Annotated in this window: 13 protein-coding genes; 8 read left to right on the forward strand and 5 right to left on the reverse strand. The window is 72.6% G+C overall.

The features are described 5' to 3' along the window. Window positions 1-68: 68 nt before the first annotated feature. On the reverse strand, window positions 69-665 hold the full coding sequence (locus tag LG396_RS31045; RefSeq protein WP_225797288.1) for a DUF937 domain-containing protein: 597 nt from the start codon (window positions 663-665) through the stop codon (window positions 69-71). A 290-nt stretch (window positions 666-955) separates the two neighbouring features. Here LG396_RS31045 and recD2 point away from each other — a divergent pair, with 290 nt between their 5' ends. Then, window positions 956-3,172, forward strand: a complete 2,217-nt coding sequence (gene recD2, locus LG396_RS31050) for an SF1B family DNA helicase RecD2 (RefSeq protein WP_037752802.1) — start codon at window positions 956-958, stop codon at window positions 3,170-3,172. 169 nt (window positions 3,173-3,341) lie between these two features. After that, the gene (locus tag LG396_RS31055) at window positions 3,342-4,631 is read left to right on the forward strand and encodes a citrate synthase (RefSeq protein ID WP_018834152.1); all 1,290 of its coding nucleotides are present in this window, start codon (window positions 3,342-3,344) and stop codon (window positions 4,629-4,631) included. Window positions 4,632-5,018: 387 nt separating this feature from the next. Here the strand turns inward: LG396_RS31055 and LG396_RS31060 are convergent, their stop codons facing one another. Together LG396_RS31060 and LG396_RS31065 are read right to left on the reverse strand one after the other, a co-directional pair. Then, complete coding sequence (locus tag LG396_RS31060; RefSeq protein ID WP_018834153.1) at window positions 5,019-5,246, reverse strand: heavy-metal-associated domain-containing protein; 228 nt, start codon at window positions 5,244-5,246, stop codon at window positions 5,019-5,021. Window positions 5,247-5,347: 101 nt separating this feature from the next. Beyond that, entirely contained in the window at window positions 5,348-6,016 is a 669-nt protein-coding gene (locus tag LG396_RS31065; RefSeq protein WP_225797289.1) for a TetR/AcrR family transcriptional regulator, read from the reverse strand. Window positions 6,017-6,148: 132 nt separating this feature from the next. On the opposite strand from LG396_RS31065, the gene LG396_RS31070 reads away from it, so the two are divergent. Next, entirely contained in the window at window positions 6,149-8,470 is a 2,322-nt protein-coding gene (locus LG396_RS31070; protein WP_225797290.1) for an MMPL family transporter, read from the forward strand. Window positions 8,471-8,516: 46 nt separating this feature from the next. Here LG396_RS31070 and LG396_RS31075 read toward each other — a convergent pair whose 3' ends face one another. Continuing rightward, complete coding sequence (locus tag LG396_RS31075) at window positions 8,517-8,717, reverse strand: helix-turn-helix transcriptional regulator (RefSeq protein ID WP_018834156.1); 201 nt, start codon at window positions 8,715-8,717, stop codon at window positions 8,517-8,519. Window positions 8,718-8,948: 231 nt separating this feature from the next. Between LG396_RS31075 and LG396_RS31080 the strand changes: the two genes are divergently transcribed. The 5 genes from LG396_RS31080 to LG396_RS31100 all read left to right on the forward strand — a co-directional run bounded on the left by LG396_RS31080 (window position 8,949) and on the right by LG396_RS31100 (window position 16,665). Then, window positions 8,949-10,442, forward strand: a complete 1,494-nt coding sequence (locus LG396_RS31080) for a CoA-acylating methylmalonate-semialdehyde dehydrogenase (protein ID WP_225797291.1) — start codon at window positions 8,949-8,951, stop codon at window positions 10,440-10,442. 259 nt (window positions 10,443-10,701) lie between these two features. Continuing rightward, window positions 10,702-12,339 carry a vWA domain-containing protein gene (locus tag LG396_RS31085; protein WP_225797292.1) on the forward strand — a complete coding sequence of 546 codons (1,638 nt, stop codon included), beginning with the start codon at window positions 10,702-10,704 and terminating at the stop codon, window positions 12,337-12,339. 160 nt (window positions 12,340-12,499) lie between these two features. Beyond that, window positions 12,500-13,618, forward strand: coding sequence for a PucR family transcriptional regulator (locus tag LG396_RS31090; RefSeq protein ID WP_225797293.1), 1,119 nt, complete (start codon window positions 12,500-12,502; stop codon window positions 13,616-13,618). 164 nt (window positions 13,619-13,782) lie between these two features. Then, a complete protein-coding gene (locus tag LG396_RS31095) occupies window positions 13,783-14,523 on the forward strand; it encodes a DedA family protein (RefSeq protein WP_100302960.1) in 741 nt (246 codons plus the stop codon). 84 nt (window positions 14,524-14,607) lie between these two features. Continuing rightward, window positions 14,608-16,665, forward strand: coding sequence for an APC family permease (locus LG396_RS31100; protein ID WP_018841527.1), 2,058 nt, complete (start codon window positions 14,608-14,610; stop codon window positions 16,663-16,665). Between the two features lie 77 nt (window positions 16,666-16,742). Here LG396_RS31100 and LG396_RS31105 read toward each other — a convergent pair whose 3' ends face one another. Beyond that, on the reverse strand, window positions 16,743-18,068 hold the full coding sequence (locus tag LG396_RS31105) for a hypothetical protein (protein WP_225797294.1): 1,326 nt from the start codon (window positions 18,066-18,068) through the stop codon (window positions 16,743-16,745). Window positions 18,069-18,236: the final 168 nt, after the last annotated feature.

An 18,236-nucleotide genomic window follows, 5' to 3' on the forward strand; every position in this document is an offset into this window, starting at 1 on the left:
GCCCGGGGGGTCCGGGCGGCGGCGGGCGGCGGTGGTCCGTCGCGTACGGGCCGCGTCCCTGCCGCGCCTCAGGCGCGGTGGCGCCCGCCGCCGTAGGACTGCCCGGCGCCGAAGAGCCGCGCCAGTGCACCGAGTGCCCCGCCCGGCCTGCGGGTGGCCTGCTGCTCCTCCGTGAGCATCTCGGCGAGGCCGTCCGCCCGGATGTCGCGGTTCCGTGCCGCCCGGGAGACGGCGGCCATCGCGACGGGCGTGAGGATCTTCAGCGCCCGGGACACCTGCGCCATCGGGATGCCGGTGCGCTGCGAGACCGCGCGGGCCACGGGCATGCTCGTCCTGCCGACGATCGTCGCCAGCATCCCGCAGCCGAGCGCACCTCCGGCGAACGGTGCGGCGCCGACGAGGCCGGACGAGCCCTTCACCGGGCGCGCGCCCGCGGCGGCGCCCGCGGGCGCCGCCCCCTGCACCTCGTCGAGCGCTTGCTCGACCTCGTGCGCCCCGTGCGGGGAGGAGGCCTCCTCGGCGAGCGAGCCGGTGAGGGCGGCGACCGTCTCGCCGACGACCCGCTTCGCACCCCGGCTGCCGGTGCCCAGCGCGTCGGCGACCTGGTGCAACTGCTCCGGACCGAGGTCGTCCAGGACAGCTTTGTGTACCGGTTTGTCCCTCATGCCTGAAACGCTACGGCGGATCGGCCGTGTCGGCACGTCGGATTACAGATCGATAAAGTGCCGAAGCCGTGCAACCCTTCGCCGTCGATCGGGGTCGTATAGGGCATCAGGCTTCCCGGGGGGAGTACCAGGGGGGTAGGGGGAGCCTTTGGAGGGGAACGCGAGGGGGCCCGGCCCGCAACGGCCGGGCCCCCTCGCTGCGCCCGTACACGGCGGCGCGGGCCGTCCACAGGCGCGGGCCGTCCACAGGCCGCCCCGCGATGTCGGGGCCCGGCGATAGCGTCTTTCCCATGACGCAACTGGCGGTGGTGGACGGAGTCCTGGAACGGATCACGTACGCCAATGAGGACAACGGGTACACGGTCGCCCGCGTCGACACCGGCCGCGGCGGCGGCGACCTGCTCACCGTCGTCGGCGCCCTGCTCGGCGCGCAGCCGGGCGAGTCGCTGCGCATGGAGGGCCGCTGGGGCTCCCACCCGCAGTACGGCAAGCAGTTCACCGTGGAGAACTACACGACGGTCCTCCCCGCCACCGTCCAGGGCATCCGCCGCTATCTCGGCTCCGGCCTCATCAAGGGCATCGGCCCGCGCATCGCCGAGCGCATCGTCGACCACTTCGGCGTCGACACCCTCGACGTCATCGAGCAGGACCCCGCCCGGCTCGTCGAGGTTCCGGGCCTCGGCCCCAAGCGGACCAAGCTGATCGGCGCCGCCTGGGAGGAGCAGAAGGCGATCAAGGAGGTCATGCTCTTCCTCCAGGGCGTCGGCGTCTCCACGTCCATCGCCGTGCGGATCTACAAGTCGTACGGGGACGCCTCCATCTCGGTGGTGAAGAACGAGCCGTACCGGCTGGCGGCCGATGTCTGGGGCATCGGCTTCCTCACCGCCGACCGCATCGCCCGCTCCGTCGGCATCCCGCACGACAGCCCGGAGCGGGTCAAGGCCGGCCTGCAGTACGCCCTGTCGCAGTCCTCCGACCAGGGCAACTGCTTCCTGCCCGAGCAGCAGCTCATCACCGAGGCGGTCAAGCTGCTGCAGGTCGACACCGGCCTGGTCATCGAGTGCCTGGACGAGCTGGTGAAGGAGGAGGGCGTCGTCCGGGAGACGGTGCCCGGGCCCGGCGGCGAGGAGGACGTGCAGGGGGTCTACCTGGTGCCGTTCCACCGCGCGGAGGTCTCGCTGGCCGCCCAGCTGCTGCGCCTGCTGCGCACCGAGCGGGACCGGATGCCCGCCTTCCAGGACGTCGACTGGGGCCGGGCGCTGAGCTGGCTCGGCGAGCGCACGGGCGCCGAACTCGCGCCCGAGCAGGAGCAGGCGGTCCGGCTGGCGCTGACCGAGAAGGTGGCCGTGCTGACCGGCGGCCCGGGCTGCGGCAAGTCCTTCACCGTCCGCTCGATCGTGGAGCTGGCCCGGGCCAAGCGGGCGAAGGTGGTGATGGCGGCACCCACGGGCCGCGCCGCCAAGCGGCTGGCGGAGCTGACCGGGGCCGAGGCGTCCACGGTCCACCGGCTGCTGGAGCTGAAGCCGGGCGGCGACGCCGCGTACGACCGGGACCGGCCGCTCGACGCCGACCTGGTCGTCGTCGACGAAGCCTCGATGCTCGACCTGCTGCTGGCGAACAAGCTGGCCAAGGCCGTGCCGCCCGGGGCGCACCTGCTGCTCGTCGGCGACGTCGACCAACTGCCGTCGGTCGGCGCCGGGGAGGTGCTGCGCGACCTGCTGGCCGAGGGCGGCCCGGTGCCCGCGGTCCGGCTGACCCGGATCTTCCGCCAGGCCCGGCAGTCCGGCGTGGTGACGAACGCGCACCGCATCAACTCCGGGGTCCAGCCCCTCACCCAGGGCCTCGCCGACTTCTTCCTCTTCGCCGAGGACGACACGGAGGCCGCCGGCCGGCTCACGGTGGACGTGGCGGCCCGTCGCATTCCGGCCAAATTCGGCCTCGACGCGCGCCGCGACGTGCAGGTCCTCGCACCCATGCACCGCGGCCCCGCGGGCGCCGGCGCGCTCAACGGGCTGCTCCAGGAGGCCGTCACCCCCGGCCGTCCCGGGCTCGCCGAGAAGCGGTTCGGCGGCCGGACGTTCCGCGTCGGCGACAAGGTCACGCAGATACGGAACAACTACGAAAAGGGCCGCAACGGGGTCTTCAACGGCACGGTCGGGGTCGTCACCGCCCTCGACGTGGTCGAGCAGCGGCTGACGGTGCTCACGGACGAGGACGAGGAGGTGCCGTACGACTTCGACGAGCTGGACGAGCTGACGCACGCGTACGCCGTCACCATCCACCGTTCGCAGGGCAGCGAGTACCCGGCGGTGGTGATCCCCGTCACCACGGGCGCCTGGATGATGCTCCAGCGGAACCTCTTGTACACGGCCGTCACCCGGGCCAAGAAGCTGGTCGTGCTGGTCGGCTCACGCAAGGCCCTGGGTCAGGCGGTGCGCACGGTTTCCGCAGGCCGGCGCTGTACGGCCCTGGATCACCGGCTGCATGGCCGAGTGGGTCTCCCCTAACGCGCTCCGACAGGGCACGATGGTCCGTATGTGGCACCCAGTGCCGTATGTTGATCCGGCAGCCGACCCCGAGTGCACGGAAGAGCTCCGCATGGGGGAAGCTGGAGGGTAGTCAGGGCACCTCAAGCACACCTCAAAGAAGAGGCACGATACGTCGGGTGAGGACAGAGTGAGCGACAAATCTGCAGTACTTCGGTACGGCGACGGCGAGTACACCTTCCCGATCGTCGACAGCACCGTCGGTGACACCGGCGTCGACATCGGAAAGCTGCGCTCCCAGACCGGGCTGGTGACCCTGGACAGCGGCTACGGCAACACTGCGGCGTACAAGTCGGCCATCACCTATCTGGACGGCGAGCAGGGGATTCTGCGCTACCGCGGCTATCCCATCGAACAGCTCGCCGAGCGCAGCACGTTCCTGGAAGTCGCCTACCTGCTGATCAACGGTGAGCTGCCCAGCGTCGACGAGCTGTCGGTGTTCAAGGGCGAGGTCACCCGCCACACCCTCCTGCACGAGGACGTCAAGCGCTTCTACGACGGCTTCCCGCGGGACGCACACCCGATGGCGATGCTGTCCTCCGTGGTCAGCGCGCTGTCGACCTTCTATCAGGACAGCCACAACCCGTTCGACGAGCAGCAGCGGCACCTGTCGACGATCCGGCTGCTGGCCAAGCTGCCGACGATCGCGGCGTACGCGTACAAGAAGTCCGTCGGCCATCCGGTGGTCTACCCGCGCAACGACCTCGGGTACGTCGAGAACTTCCTGCGCATGACCTTCTCGGTGCCCGCCGCCGAGTACGACCTGGACCCGGTCGTGGTCAGCGCGCTCGACAAGCTGCTGATCCTGCACGCGGACCACGAGCAGAACTGTTCGACCTCCACCGTGCGGCTGGTCGGCTCCTCGCAGGCCAACCTGTTCGCCTCCATCTCGGCGGGCATCAGCGCGCTGTGGGGGCCCCTGCACGGCGGCGCCAACCAGAGCGTGCTGGAGATGCTGGAGGGCATCCAGGCCACTGGCGGCGACGTCGACACCTTCATCCGCAAGGTGAAGAACAAGGAAGACGGCGTGAAGCTCATGGGCTTCGGGCACCGCGTCTACAAGAACTTCGACCCCCGGGCGAAGATCATCAAGGCGGCGGCGCACGACGTCCTCTCCGCGCTGGGCAAGTCCGACGAGCTGCTGGACATCGCCCTGAAGCTGGAGGAGCACGCGCTCGCCGACGACTACTTCGTCGAGCGCAAGCTGTACCCGAACGTCGACTTCTACACCGGCCTGATCTACCGCGCGATGGGCTTCCCGACCGAGATGTTCACGGTGCTCTTCGCGCTCGGGCGGCTGCCGGGCTGGATCGCCCAGTGGCACGAGATGATCAAGGAGCCGGGCTCCCGCATCGGCCGTCCCCGGCAGATCTACACCGGTGAGGTGCTCCGGGACTTCGTCCCGGTCGAGGAGCGCTGAGCCTGCCGGCAACCCGCACGCCGGCAACCACGCGCAGGAACGCGAAGGCGCCCCGTCTGCGATCCCCCCACGGATCAGTCGACGGGGCGCTTCGCTCTCCCGGCCCCGGTAGGGGCCGGGCGCCTTCGTGCCGCCGGGACACCGCCGCGGGAGGGGCCGCTCAATGCTCCTCGCACGTGCCGTCCCGGCCTCGTGCACGCCGACTCCGCCGGGTGTCGACGTCACCCGAATAGACACGCGACCTATGCCGATGGTTACCCCCTGATCGGTGTGATCTGAGTCACTCGCGGCAGGGTGTGCAACCGGTGCGCCCGGCGGCGCCGCCCGCGCGCGGCGTGCGCGGGGGCGGCGTCCTTCGTGGGCGGTGCCCTTCGCGGGCCGTACGGGTCAGGCCGGGCCGACCAGTTCGTAGCCGGCCTCGTCGACCGCGGCGCGCACCTTCTCCTCGTCGAGCGGGGCGGCGGAGGTGACGGTCACCTCGCCGGTGGCGGCGACCGCCTTGGCCGAGGAGACGCCGTCGAGCCCGGAGATCTCGGCGCTCACGGCACCCTCGCAGTGGCCGCAGGTCATGCCGGAGACCTTGTAGACGGTGGTGACGGGGGTCTGAGCGCTCATGGGAGCCTCCCTTGTCGCGACGGTGGGCGCAGCCGTGTCCTGCTCCCTGCACTCCAGAGTATACCCCCTAGGGGTATTTTGCATCCGCGTCGCCCGTGCGGTCAGTCCGCCGGGGGTATGGCGTCGGTGCCGACGACCGGGGCGAGGTAGCCGAACAGGGCCCGCTTGATCTCCGTGCGGTATGCGTCCCGTTCGGTGTCCTTGGCGGTCATGAACAGCTCCAGGCCCGCCTTGAAGATGCTGAACGACATGGTCGTGGTGCGGGCGATCTCGGCGGGCGACAGTCCGGGGGCGCGGAGGGCGAGCATGCCCTCGACGGCGCCCACGATCGTCGTGTGCACCGCCTCGTGCTCCTCCGCGACCAGGCCGGGGGCGTCCGTGCTCTGCAGCAGCACCTCGAAGCCGGGGTTGGCGGCGCTGAAGTCGATCACCGGATCGAGGGCGGCGTCGAGCATCGCGCCGAGCGGGAGGGCGGCGTTGGCGGGGGTGAACGCCTCGCTGTTCGTCTCGTGGAGCGCGTGGTTGTAGCGGCGGCCCAACTCGACGGCCAGCGCCTCCTTGTTCGGGAAGAACTGGTACAGCGTGCCGGGGGAGACGCCGGCCTCGCGGGCGATGGCGTTCGTGGAGGCGGCGGCGTATCCGCTGCGGGCGAACACGACGGCCGCGGCGTCGAGCAGCTGCTGCGCGCGCCGCTCGCCGCGCGCCTGCCTGCGGCGGGGCGGCCGGTCGGCGGGGGGCTGCCCGCCGGTGGCCGGTGCTGGATTCGACACGGCTATCCATAGCCTCCGGGTAGGAGTTGACAAACGCGAGTGGTCGCTCGCATTCTGTGGGAACGCGAGCGCGGACTCGTATTTCGGCTCGTGTCTCATTCTATTGCGCTGTGCAACGAGAGGGCGGAACCGATGGCCGAGGGCACAAGCGGGGGGCCGGCCGGGGTGGGCCGCTGGACGCGGTTCGTCACAGCGCGGCCGAGGCTGTCGCTGCTGCTCGCGCTGGTCTTCACGGCTCTGGCCGTGGTGGCGGGGAGCGGCGCTGCGGACCGTATGAGCGGCGGAGGTTGGCAGGACCCGGCGTCCGAGTCGGTGTACGCGGCGGAGGCGCTGGACGAGCAGTTCCCCGGCGCCCGGCCGAACCTGCTGCTGCTCGTGGACAGCGGTCGGCCGGACGGGGTGGACGATCCCGCGGTCGCCGCCGAGGCCGAGCGGCTGTCCGAGCGGCTGGCGGCGGTGGACTCGGTCGAAGGGGTGACGTCCTACTGGGCGGCGGCCCAGGCGGCTCAGTCCGCGGGGCAGCAGGAACCCGGCCGGGCGGAGGGCGCGGACGGCGCGGGGGAGGCGCAGCGTGCGGCGGCCCAGGCCGCCGGGCTGCGGTCCGAGGACGGCAGCGAAGCACTCGTCGCCGCGCGGATCACCGGGGACGAGACGCACGCCAGGGAGGTCTTCGACGGCCTCGCCCCCGACCTGCGCGGCGAGCACGGCCCGGTCGAGGTGCGCCTCGGCGGCCAGGTCGCGGTCTACGACGACTTGCAGACCACCATCCAGGAGGACCTGCTGCGGGCCGAGATCATCGCCCTGCCGGTGACGCTGCTGCTGCTCATCGTGGTCTTCGGCAGCGCGGTGGCCGCGCTGCTGCCGCTGGCGGTGGGCATCGTCGCCATCCTGGGGACGAACGCGGTGCTCCGCGGCCTCACCGAGTTCGCTGAGGTGTCGGTCTTCGCGCAGAACCTGACCACGGCTCTCGGCCTCGGACTCGCCATCGACTACGCGCTGTTCATCGTCCGGCGCTACCGCGAAGAGCTGGCCGCCGGCGCGGATCCGCTGGGCGCGGTGGGCACCACGCTGCGTACCGCCGGCCGCACGGTGCTGTTCTCGGCGCTGACCGTCGCGGTGTCGCTCTCGGCGATGCTGATGTTCCCGCAGTACTTCCTGCGCTCGTTCGCGTACGCCGGGATAGCGGTGGTGCTGCTGGCCGCGGTGGCGGCGCTGACCGTGCTGCCCGCCGCGCTGGTGCTGCTCGGCCCGCGGGTCAACTCCTGGCGCATCCTGCCCAGGCGCGGCGGCGGGATGCCCGGCGGTGCCGAGAGCGGGCGCGGCTGGGCGCGGCTGGCGAAGCTCGTGATGCGCCGGGCGCCGGTCTTCGCGGTGCTCACCACCGCCGGGCTGGTGCTGCTCGGACTGCCGTTCCTGCGGGTGGAGTTCGGCGCGGCCGACGACCGGCAGCTTCCCGGGTCGGCCCAGTCGCACCAGGTGCAGGAGCTCCTCAGGGAGGACTTCCCGGGCACCCCCGGCGGGACGATCGAGGTCTACGTCGAGGGCGATCCGGCCGCCGGTGAGCTGGCCGGGTACCGGGAGCGGATCGCCGCGCTGGACGGCGTCGAGCAGGTCGACGGACCCGTGATGGAGGCCGGCACCGGATATCTGACGGTGGTCGGCGAGAGCGAGGCGGTGGACGCCGCCAGCCAGGACCTGGTGCGCGACATCCGCGGCCTCGGGCCGCCCTTCGAGGCGTCCGTCACGGGCGAGGCCGCCGACCTGGTGGACGCCAAGGACTCCATCGCGTCGGTCCTGCCCTGGGCCGCGCTGATGATCGTGCTGGCGACGCTGATCCTGCTGTTCCTGCTCACCGGAAGCGTGCTCATACCCTTCGTGGCCGTCGTCCTCAACGCCCTGAGCCTCACCGCGATGTTCGGCGCCATCGTCTGGATCTTCCAGGACGGCAACCTGTCCGGCGTCCTGAACTTCACCGCGACCGGCGCCATCGAGACGACGCTGCCGGTGCTGATGTTCTGCGTCGCCTTCGGCCTGTCCATGGACTACGGCGTCTTCCTGCTCTCCCGCATCAAGGAGGAGTACGACCGCACGGGGGACCAGGACCGGGCCGTCGTCTTCGGGTTGCGGCGGACCGGCGGTCTCATCACCGCGGCCGCGGTGATCCTCGCGGTGGTGATGTTCGCGATAGGCACCTCACGGGTCACCAACACCAAGATGCTGGGCATCGGCCTCGCGCTCGCGGTGCTGATGGACGCGATGGTGGTGCGCGGGCTGCTGGTGCCCGCGGTGCTCAAGCTGACCGGGGCCGCCACGTGGTGGGCGCCCGGTCCGCTGCGCCGCTTCCACGAGCGCGTGGAGCGCAGCGGATTCGGCGAAGGCGGCCCCGGGACACCCGGTCAGGAGCAGCCTCCCGCGGACAGGTCCGACGACCTCGCGACCGTCGGGGAGCGGTGACGCCGCAGCGGCGGGGGAGTGGCCGGCGCGGCCGCGGGGGCGACCGTCACCCGCGGCCGCGCCGGCCGCGGCTGCTGGGCCGCTGGGCGACCCAGGCGCGCACCGTGTCGGGGTACCAGTAGGGCTTGCCGTGCTCGACGACGTCGGGCGCCGGCAGCATCCCGTGCTTCCGGTACGACCGCACGGTCTCGGTCTGCACGCCGATGTGGGCCGCGATCTCCTTGTACGACCACAGGCTGTCCGTCATCTCTGTACCTCCCGGCGGGGCGCCGGGGCAGCGCCCCTGGTGATCAGTGACCCTGTGCCCGCCACAACCCCCCGCCGACCACCGCCGGGGGGTTGTGGAGCAGATGTGGTGGGGAACCGACGCAACCGTGACATTGGTGACGGGACACGCACGCGGCATGATCGACGCATGATTGACAGGGCTCGGCGGCGGCGGTTAGACCGAGACCGTTGCTGGACGAAGGGATTGCCCATGAAGACCATCGGCCACTGGATCGGCGGCAAGGCAGTCGAGGGCGCCTCGGGACGGTCGGGACCGGTCTACGACCCCGCCACCGGAGCGCAGGCCGCGGAGGTCGCGTTCGCCTCCGCCGCCGAGGTGGACGCCGCCGTCGCCGCCGCCCGCGAGGCGTTCGCGGAGTGGAGCGTGTCGTCGCTCGCGCGGCGAGCCGCCGTGCTGTTCCGCTTCCGCGAACTGCTGGCCGCCCGGCGCGAGGACGTCGCCCGGCTGATCACCGCCGAGCACGGCAAGGTGCACTCCGACGCCCTCGGGGAGGTGGCCCGCGGGCTGGAGATCGTCGAGGTCGCCTGCGGCATCCCGCAACTGCTCAAGGGCGAGCTGTCCACGCAGGTCTCCACCCGTATCGACGTCGCCTCGATCCGGCAGCCCGTCGGCGTGGTCGCGGGCATCACGCCGTTCAACTTCCCCGCCATGGTGCCGATGTGGATGTTCCCGCTGGCCATCGCCTGCGGCAACACCTTCGTGCTGAAGCCGAGCGAGAAGGACCCGTCGGCGGCCGGGCTGCTCGCGGAGCTGCTGGCCGAGGCGGGGCTGCCGGAGGGCGTGTTCAACGTCGTCCACGGCGACAAGGAGGCCGTCGGCCGGCTGCTGGAGCACCCCGACGTCGCCGCGCTCAGCTTCGTCGGCTCCACCCCGATCGCCCGGTACGTCTTCACCACCGGCACCTCCCACGGCAAGCGCGTCCAGGCGCTCGGCGGGGCGAAGAACCACATGCTGGTGCTGCCCGACGCCGATCTGGACGCGGCCGCGGACGCCGCGGTCTCGGCGGCGTACGGCTCGGCGGGGGAGCGCTGCATGGCGGTCTCCGCGGTGGTCGCCGTCGGCGGCACCGGCGACGAACTGGTGGCGAAGATCGCCGAGCGGGCGCGCAAGGTCCGGATCGGCCCCGGCGACGACCCCGACTCGGAGATGGGCCCGCTCATCACCCGTGAGCACCGCGACAAGGTCGCCGGCTACGTGCGGGGGGCGGCGGCGCAGGGCGCCGAGGTGGTCGTGGACGGCACGGGCTACACCGTCCCCGGCCGCGAGGACGGCCACTGGATCGGGGTGAGCCTGCTGGACCGGGTGCCGGTGGAGTCCGACGCGTACCGGGACGAGATCTTCGGGCCGGTGCTGTGCGTGGTGCGGGCGGAGACGTACGAGGAGGGCGTGCGGCTGGTCAACGGCTCGCCGTGGGGCAACGGCACCGCCATCTTCACCCGCGACGGCGGGGCAGCGCGGCGCTTCCAGCTGGAGGCCACGGCCGGCATGGTCGGCGTGAACGTGCCGATCCCCGTGCCCGTGGGCTACCACTCCTTCGGCGGCTGGAAGGACTCCCTCTTCGGCGACCACCACATCTACGGCGAGGACGGCGTCCGCTTCTACACCCGGGCGAAGGTCGTCACGACCCGCTGGCCCGACCCGGCGGACGGCGGCGTCGACCTCGGCTTCCCGACGTCCGACTGAGACCGGTCCCGCCGTTGGGGAGGCAGATCGTGCGGTCGGGGGGTACTTTGCGAGTAACGGTGCGACTTGTCTGCGGCACCGGGATCCGGACGGTTCCGGTGTTCCGCACCGCCTCCACCATCAACCGTCGTGTGTGCGAGGAGCTGATGCCGTGTCACTGATGCCGCGGGCCGGAATCCAGGAGTCGACGGAGTAACGGCACCGAATCGCCCCCTCCTTCGTCACAGTCCCGATGAGGACGGCACGAGGGAGGGGCGCGATGAGACGCGTGGTGCTCACAGGACTGGCAGGACTGGTGACGGTGCCGCTGCTGCTGACGGGCTGCAGCGGGGGCGGGAACGACAGGGGGAAGGAGCGGCTCTCCCAGGAGGGAGGCAGCGCGGGGGACGTGCCCGCGCCGGCCCAGGGGGCGCCCGCCCCGGCGGCCCCGGACAGCGCGTACGACGCCGCCCCGGAGGCCGCGGGCAAACAGCGGGCGGACTCGTTCGCACCCGAGCCCGACATGGTCTCCACCTTCGCGCTCGATGTGGACACCGCCTCGTACAGCTACGCCCGCCGCACCATCGACGCCGGCTCGCTGCCGCAGCCGGACACCGTGCGGCACGAGGAGTTCGTCAACAGCTTCCGCCAGGACTACCCCGCGCCCGAGGACGACGGCTTCTCCGTCACCGCCGACGGCGCCCGCGCAGCGGACGACGGCTGGTCGCTGATGCGCGTGGGGCTTGCGACCCGCCCCGAGAGCAACGAGTACGGCACGAAGGCACGCCGGCCGGCCGCGCTGACCTTCGTCGTGGACGTCTCCGGCTCGATGGCGGAGCCCGGCCGGCTGAGCCTCGTACGGGAGTCCCTGCACTCCGCGGTCGACGAGCTGCGCGACGACGACGCGCTGGCGCTCGTCGCGTTCAGCGACGAGGCCCGCACGGTGCTGCCCATGACGGCGGTCGGCGGGGCGCAGGACCGCATGCACGACGCGGTCGAGAAGCTGCAGCCCGCCGAGAGCACCAACGTCGAGGCCGGCATGGCCCGCGGCTACGACGAGGCGGTCGACGGCCACCGCAAGGGCGCCACGAACCGCGTCGTCCTGCTCTCCGACGCGCTCGCCAACACCGGCGCGACCGACGCCGACGCGATCCTCGACCGCATCGCCGCGGCCCGGGAGGACTACGGCATCACCCTGTTCGGCATCGGCGTCGGCAGCGAGTACGGCGACGCGCTGATGGAGCGGCTGACCAACCAGGGCGACGGCCACACCACCTACGTCTCCGAGACCGACCAGGCCCGCAAGGTCTTCGTCGAGGACCTGCCGCGCAACGTCGACCTGCGTGCCCGCGACGCCAAGGCGCAGGTCGTCTTCGACCCGGACGCCGTCTCCGACTACCGGCTGATCGGCTACGAGAACCGCCAGGTCGCCGACGAGGACTTCCGCAACGACGCCGTCGACGGCGGCGAGGTCGGGCCCGGCCACACCGTCACCGCGCTGTACGCCGTCCGGCTCGCGGAGGGCGCCTCCGGCAGCGTCGCGACGGCCACCGTGCGCTGGCTCGACCCCGACACCCGCGCCCCGCAGGAGGAGTCCAGCACCGTCGACGCGGGCACCCTGACCGGCGACCTGTGGGGTGCGGCCCCGCCGCGCCTGCAGCTCACCGCGCTGGCCGCCTACTTCGCCGACGCCCTGCGCGGCGGCTCCGGCGCCGGCGCCGCCGCCACCCCCGAGCCGTACACCGACGGCAAGGAGGACAGCGGCACCACCGGCGGTGCCGGGTACACGCCGCTGCCCGGGGCGCCCACGGTCGACGAACTCGCCGACCACGCCGAGGACCTGGCCGCCGAGACCGAGGACCCGGCGGTGAGCGACCTGGCCGAGACCGTCCGGCAGGCGGTCGAGCTGACGGGCTGACGGACCGGCACGGGGGCGGGGGCGGCGGGTGACCGCCGCCCCCGCCCTCGTACGGCCGCGCTTTTCCGCCCGATCCCCGTGCCGTACCCTGGGCGCCACATTTCCGGGACCCGGCAGCGACCGCGGTGTCCCGGTCTCCAGGATCCGGCAACCGGGAGCGGTGGTGGCGCAAACGCGCATAGCGGGGGGACCCCCCGACGTCCTCGACGGCTATGCGGAGCTGCTGGCCGACGTGTCCGCCACCGGCCGGCTGCTGCGCCGCCCCGAACTCGACGCGCTGCGCGAGCTGGGCGAGCAGGCCGCCGAGTCCGGCCGCAGCCTGCGCGAGCTGATCGCCGGCCACCTCTCCGAGACCCGCCGCAGCTGGGCCGCCCTGCCCGGCGTGGCCAGGTCCGCGAGCGCCGTCGAGCGCGCCCGCAGCAGCGACGCCGTGCTGGCCGCCGTCGAGGCGGCCGTCAGCGCGCTCGGCGAGGGCCATGAGCGCGCCCAGCGGCTCGCGGTCCGGCAGGAGGAGGCCGAGCGCCGCGAGTTCGTCGACGACCTCCTCTACGGCCGCAGCGACCTCGGCCGCCTCGCCGAGCGCGCGGAGCGCTTCGGGCTCCGCCTGGCCCGCGCCCACGCCGTCGCGGTCGCCGCAGGTGACGAGCCCTTCGCCGACGTGCACCCCCTGGTGCGGCGCATCGAGCGGGAACTGCTGGGCCGGTTCGGCGAGCGCGACGTGCTGCTGACCACCAAGGAGGGCCAGCTCGTCTGCGTCGCCGGCAGCAGCGAGCGCTCGCTGCTCGACGCCTTCGCGAAGGTCGCCCTGGAGCCGGGCAGCGGCTACGCCGGCGCCACCCGCGTCGCCATGGGCCGCGAGCACACGGGCCCCGGCGGGGTCGTACGCAGCTACGAGGAGGCGCTCGGCGCGCTCGACATGGCCGCCGCGCTCGGCCTCACGCAGCCGGTGCTGCATGCCGCCGAGCTGCTGGTCTTCCCGGTGCTGCTGCGCGACCGGGCGGCGATGGCCGACCTGGTACGCACCGTCCTCGGCCCGCTGACGCAGGCCCGCGGCGGCGCCGAGCCACTGCTCGCGACGCTGCAGACCTGCGCCGCCGCCGGGTACGTCAACGCCGAGGCGGCCCGTCGGCTGGGCGTGAGCGTGCGGACCCTGTCGTACCGGCTGGACCGGATACGTACCCTCACCGGCTACGACGTGGCGGACTCCCTGCACCGCTACACCCTGGAGACCGCCGCCATGGGCGCCCGCCTCCTGGGCTGGCCGGAGCGCCAGGTCTAGGGTCCGCCTCCTGGACGCGCCCGCCTTCCGGACGCGCCCCGCCCGCCCGGCCGCGCTCGGCGCGTGCCGCGTCCGGAACCGGACGCACCCGGCTTGCGTTCTCCCCCGTAGGTGGCCCACTCTTCTCCCTGCCGCCTGTCCCAGATGTCTGGAGTCCCGCACACATGAACACGCTCGCGCTCGGACCGGGATGGCTGGATCCCGACTTCCTGATCGACAAGTTCGGTGTGCTCGGCGTGCTCGTGATCGTCTTCGCCGAGTCCGGGCTCCTCATCGGGTTCTTCCTGCCGGGCGACTCGCTCCTGTTCACCACGGGCCTGCTGATCACCTCGGACGTGCTCGACTTCCCGCTGTGGCTGATGTGCGTGCTCATCGCCGTCGCGGCCATCGTCGGCGACCAGGTCGGCTACCTCTTCGGCCGCAAGGTCGGCCCGAGCCTCTTCAACCGCCCGGACTCCAAGCTGTTCAAACAGGAGAACGTGCAGAAGGCGCACGAGTTCTTCGAAAAGCACGGCCCGAAGTCGCTGGTGCTGGCCCGCTTCGTGCCCATCGTGCGCACCTTCACCCCGATCATCGCCGGCGTCAGCCGGATGAACTACCGCCAGTTCGTCGTCTTCAACGTCATCGGCGGCATCCTCTGGGGCGTCGGCGTCACCCTTCTGGGCGCCGCCCTGGGGCAGATCGACTTCGTGCACACGAACATCGAGGCGATCCTCATCGGCATCGTGCTGCTGTCGGTGCTGCCGATCGTCATCGAGTACCTGCGCGCCCGCAGCCGCGCCAAGAACGCGCCCCCGGCGGCCCCTTCGGCGGACCGGCCGGCCGGCCCCCCGGCCGACCCGGCGCCCCCCGCCGCCGACGGCGGCGACGGCGGTCCGCAGCGCGGCAGGCACGCCCGGCGTTAGGGTCGCGTCAAAACCTCGGCGTCGTCCTGGACAAAGCGCACTTCGCTGCCCAGAGCGGTATTTCGGATCACTTACGATCGCCCCGTGCCCAAGCTGACCGAACTGCCGAAGCGCATACTGATCGGCCGCGCGCTTCGCAGCGACCGGTTGGGTGAGACGCTGCTCCCCAAGCGCGTCGCGCTCCCGGTTTTCGCCTCCGACCCGCTGTCCTCGGTCGCGTACGCCCCGGGCGAGGTGCTGATCGTCCTGTCGATCGCCGGCGTCGGTGCGTACACGTACAGCCCGTGGATCACCGCGGCCATCGTCGTGCTGATGGTCGTCGTCGTCGCCTCGTACCGCAGGACGGTGCATGCCTACCCCAGCGGCGGCGGCGACTACGAGGTCGCCACCACGAACCTCGGCCGCCGCGCCGGCCAGGTGGTGGCCAGCGCGCTGCTCGTCGATTACGTGCTGACCGTCGCGGTGTCGGTCTCCGCGGGCGTGGAGAACCTGGGTTCCGCCTGGGGGTTCGTCGCGGAGCACAAGGTGCTGTGCGCGCTGATCGTCATCGGCCTGCTGACCACCATGAACCTGCGCGGCGTGAAGGAGTCGGGGACCCTCTTCGCCATCCCCACCTACGTCTTCGTCGGCAGCGTCCTGATCATGATCGCCTGGGGCGCCTTCCGCGGCCTCGTGCTCGGCGACACGATGCGCGCTCCCACCTCCGACCTGGAGATCCGGACCGAGCACGCGGGCGGCATCGCCGGCTTCGCCCTGGTCTTCCTGCTGCTACGGGCCTTCTCCTCCGGCTGCGCCGCACTGACCGGCGTCGAGGCGATCAGCAACGGCGTGCCCGCCTTCCGCAAGCCCAAGAGCCGCAACGCCGCGACGACGCTGTCGATGATGGGCCTGCTGGCGATCGTCATGTTCGTCGGCATCATCGTCCTCGCGATCCAGACCGACGTGCGGATGGCCGAGCGGCCCGCCGAGGAGCTGCTGCGGCAGGGGGAGGCGGTCGGCTCGGGCTTCGTCCAGAACCCGGTGATCGCACAGGTCGGCGCGGCCGTCTTCGGCGACGGCTCGCTGCCGTTCGTCATCCTGGCGGCGGCCACGGCGCTGGTGCTGTTCCTGGCCGCCAACACCGCGTACAACGGCTTCCCCGTGCTCGGCTCGATCCTCGCCCACGACCGCTTCCTGCCGCGCCAGTTGCACACCCGCGGCGACCGGCTGGCGTTCAGCAACGGCATCCTCTTCGTCGCCCTGCTCGCCGGCGGCCTCGTCTACGCCTTCGAGGCCGACTCCACCCGGCTGATCCAGCTCTACATCGTCGGCGTCTTCGTCTCCTTCACCTTCAGCCAGACCGGCATGGTCCGGCACTGGAACCGCATACTGGCCACCGAGCACCGGACCGACGAGCGCCGCCGCGTGCTGCGGTCGCGCGCGATGAACGGGTTCGGCGCGGTGTTCTGCGCGCTGGTGCTGGTGGTCGTGCTGGTCACCAAGTTCAGCCACGGCGCGTGGATCGCGCTGGCCGGCATGCTGTTCTTCTACGTGGTGATGGCGGCCATCCGCCGCCACTACGACCGCGTCGCGCAGGAGGTCGCCGTCGCCGAGGGCGAGGCCGACGACGCGATGCCGCGCCCCGGGCACGTGCACTCGATCGTGCTCGTCTCCCAGCTGCACCGCCCCACGATGCGCGCGCTGGCGTACGCGAAGCTCGTACGCTCCGACAAGCTGGAGGCGCTCACCATCGGGGTCGACGCCGAGGAGACCCGGAGGCTGCAGCAGCAGTGGGTGGACAGCGAGCTGGACGTGCCGCTGACCGTCATCGAGTCGCCTTACCGCGAGATCACCAGGCCACTGATCGAGTACGTCAAGCGGCTGCGCCAGGAGAAGCCGGACACGGTGATCAGCGTCTACATCCCCGAGTACGTCGTCGGGCACTGGTACGAGCACCTGCTGCACAACCAGAGCGCGCTGCGGCTGAAGGCGCGGCTGCTGTTCACGCCGGGCGTGATGGTGACGTCGGTGCCGTACCAGCTGGGCTCCAGCGAGCGCGCCAAGCGGCGGGCGCGGCGCAGCGCCGAGTGGCAGGCGCCGGGTGCGGTGCGGGGCCCGGCCCCGGTGGGCGCGCGGAAGCGGCGGGAGACGACGGGGAAGTAGCGGGGCCCGGCCGCCGCCGTCAGGGCACGGCTCGGCCGGCCTGCCGCCCGCTTCGGGTACGGGCCGCGCCGCCGTGCTCAGAAGCCCCCGAAGCCGCCGTCCCCGAAGCCCCCGCCGCCGCCGAAGTCGCCCCCGCCGAAGCCCCCGTCGAAGTCGCCGGGGTCGAAGTCGGCGCCGGTGTGGTCCCCGCCCTCGTAGCCGCCCTCGCCTGTGCCGTCCGCCGCCGCCCAGCCGCCCGGGGCGTACATCACCTGTCCCAGCATCGTGCCCACGAGCAGGCCCGGGAGGAGGCCGCCGCCGAAGTAGCCGCCGGCCCACGGGGCGTACGCGGGTCCGGCGTTCCAGTACGGCTGCGGACCGCGGGCGGTGTCGACGGTGCGGGTCATCGGCTCCTCGCCGGCGGCCAGCAGGTTCGCGTCCGCCGTGCACGCCGGCACCGTGCGCGGCGCGGCGCCCGGCGGGGTCCACTCGACGTCGGCGGTCGACGGGCCGTGGCGGGGGTCGAAGAAGCACGGCGGGCGGCGCTCCGGCAGCGCCGCGCCGGTGCGGCGCGCCTCCAGCGTCGTCAGCGCGAACCGCCCCTCCTCCAGCGCCTCCGTCACCCCGCGCACGTCGCCGGGGGCACCGGCCGCGTCCATCCGGGACTTGGCCTTCTCGTACGCGTCGAGCGCCTTCTGGTAGTCCTCGCGCATCGCGTCGTCCGCGGCCGGGCCGGCGGGGTCGAAGGCGATACGGGTCATCTCCTCGCCGTACGCGGTGATGTCCTCGTCGACGACGGTACGCAGCCGCGCCAGCTCCAGCCCGGCCCGCTCCGCGTCCCGCAGCCTGCGGCGCTGCCGGATGAACAGGACGGCGCCGACGATCAGCAGGAGTACGACGCCGACCGTGACGGCACCGAAACCGCCGATGCCGGTGCTGTCGCGCCAGCCGGAGGGCGCGCTGCCGTCGGCTTGCTCTGCGGCGTCGTCGGCGAAGGTGACGAGCTGGTCGGTGGCGTCGCCGGGGTGGGCGCCGATGGCGGCGCGGCGGAGGTTGTCGACGGCCCGGCCGGACAGCACGCGGGAGTCGGCGGCGGCGCCGAAGCCGTCGCCGAGGCGTACGGCGTAGACGCCGGCGATGCCGGTACGGGAGCGGAGGTTCGGCAGTACGTCGCGGGCGGCGGTGCCGGGGCCCGAGGGGAGCACGGCGACGAAGACGGGGCGGCCCTCGTCCTTGATCCGGGCGGCGAGCGCGTTGGCCCGGCTGACGGACATCTGGCCCCGGACGTCGGGGTGGACGTAGACGGGGCGCTCACGCAGCGCCTCGGCGGCGTCGCCGACGGGGTCCTGGGCGTGCGCGGGGGGCGCCGTTGCCGTGAGGAGCGCGGCGAGGAGGGCGAGAAGCGGGGCCAGGAACCGGTGCATACCTGACATTCTTCTCGCGGGGTGGACGGGCGCCACCCGGGCGCCACCCGGGCGCCACCGGGTTCCGGCCGTTGCCGCGGGGGTAGTCCGATACGGGCGGACCGGCGGGTGCGGGGCGGTGCGGCGGCGCGGCGGGCGGTGGCGTTGGGGCGGCGGTGGTGTCAGAGG

Source organism: Streptomyces aculeolatus (assembly GCF_020400605.1).
Classification (GTDB): Bacteria; Actinomycetota; Actinomycetes; order Streptomycetales; family Streptomycetaceae; genus Streptomyces; species Streptomyces aculeolatus.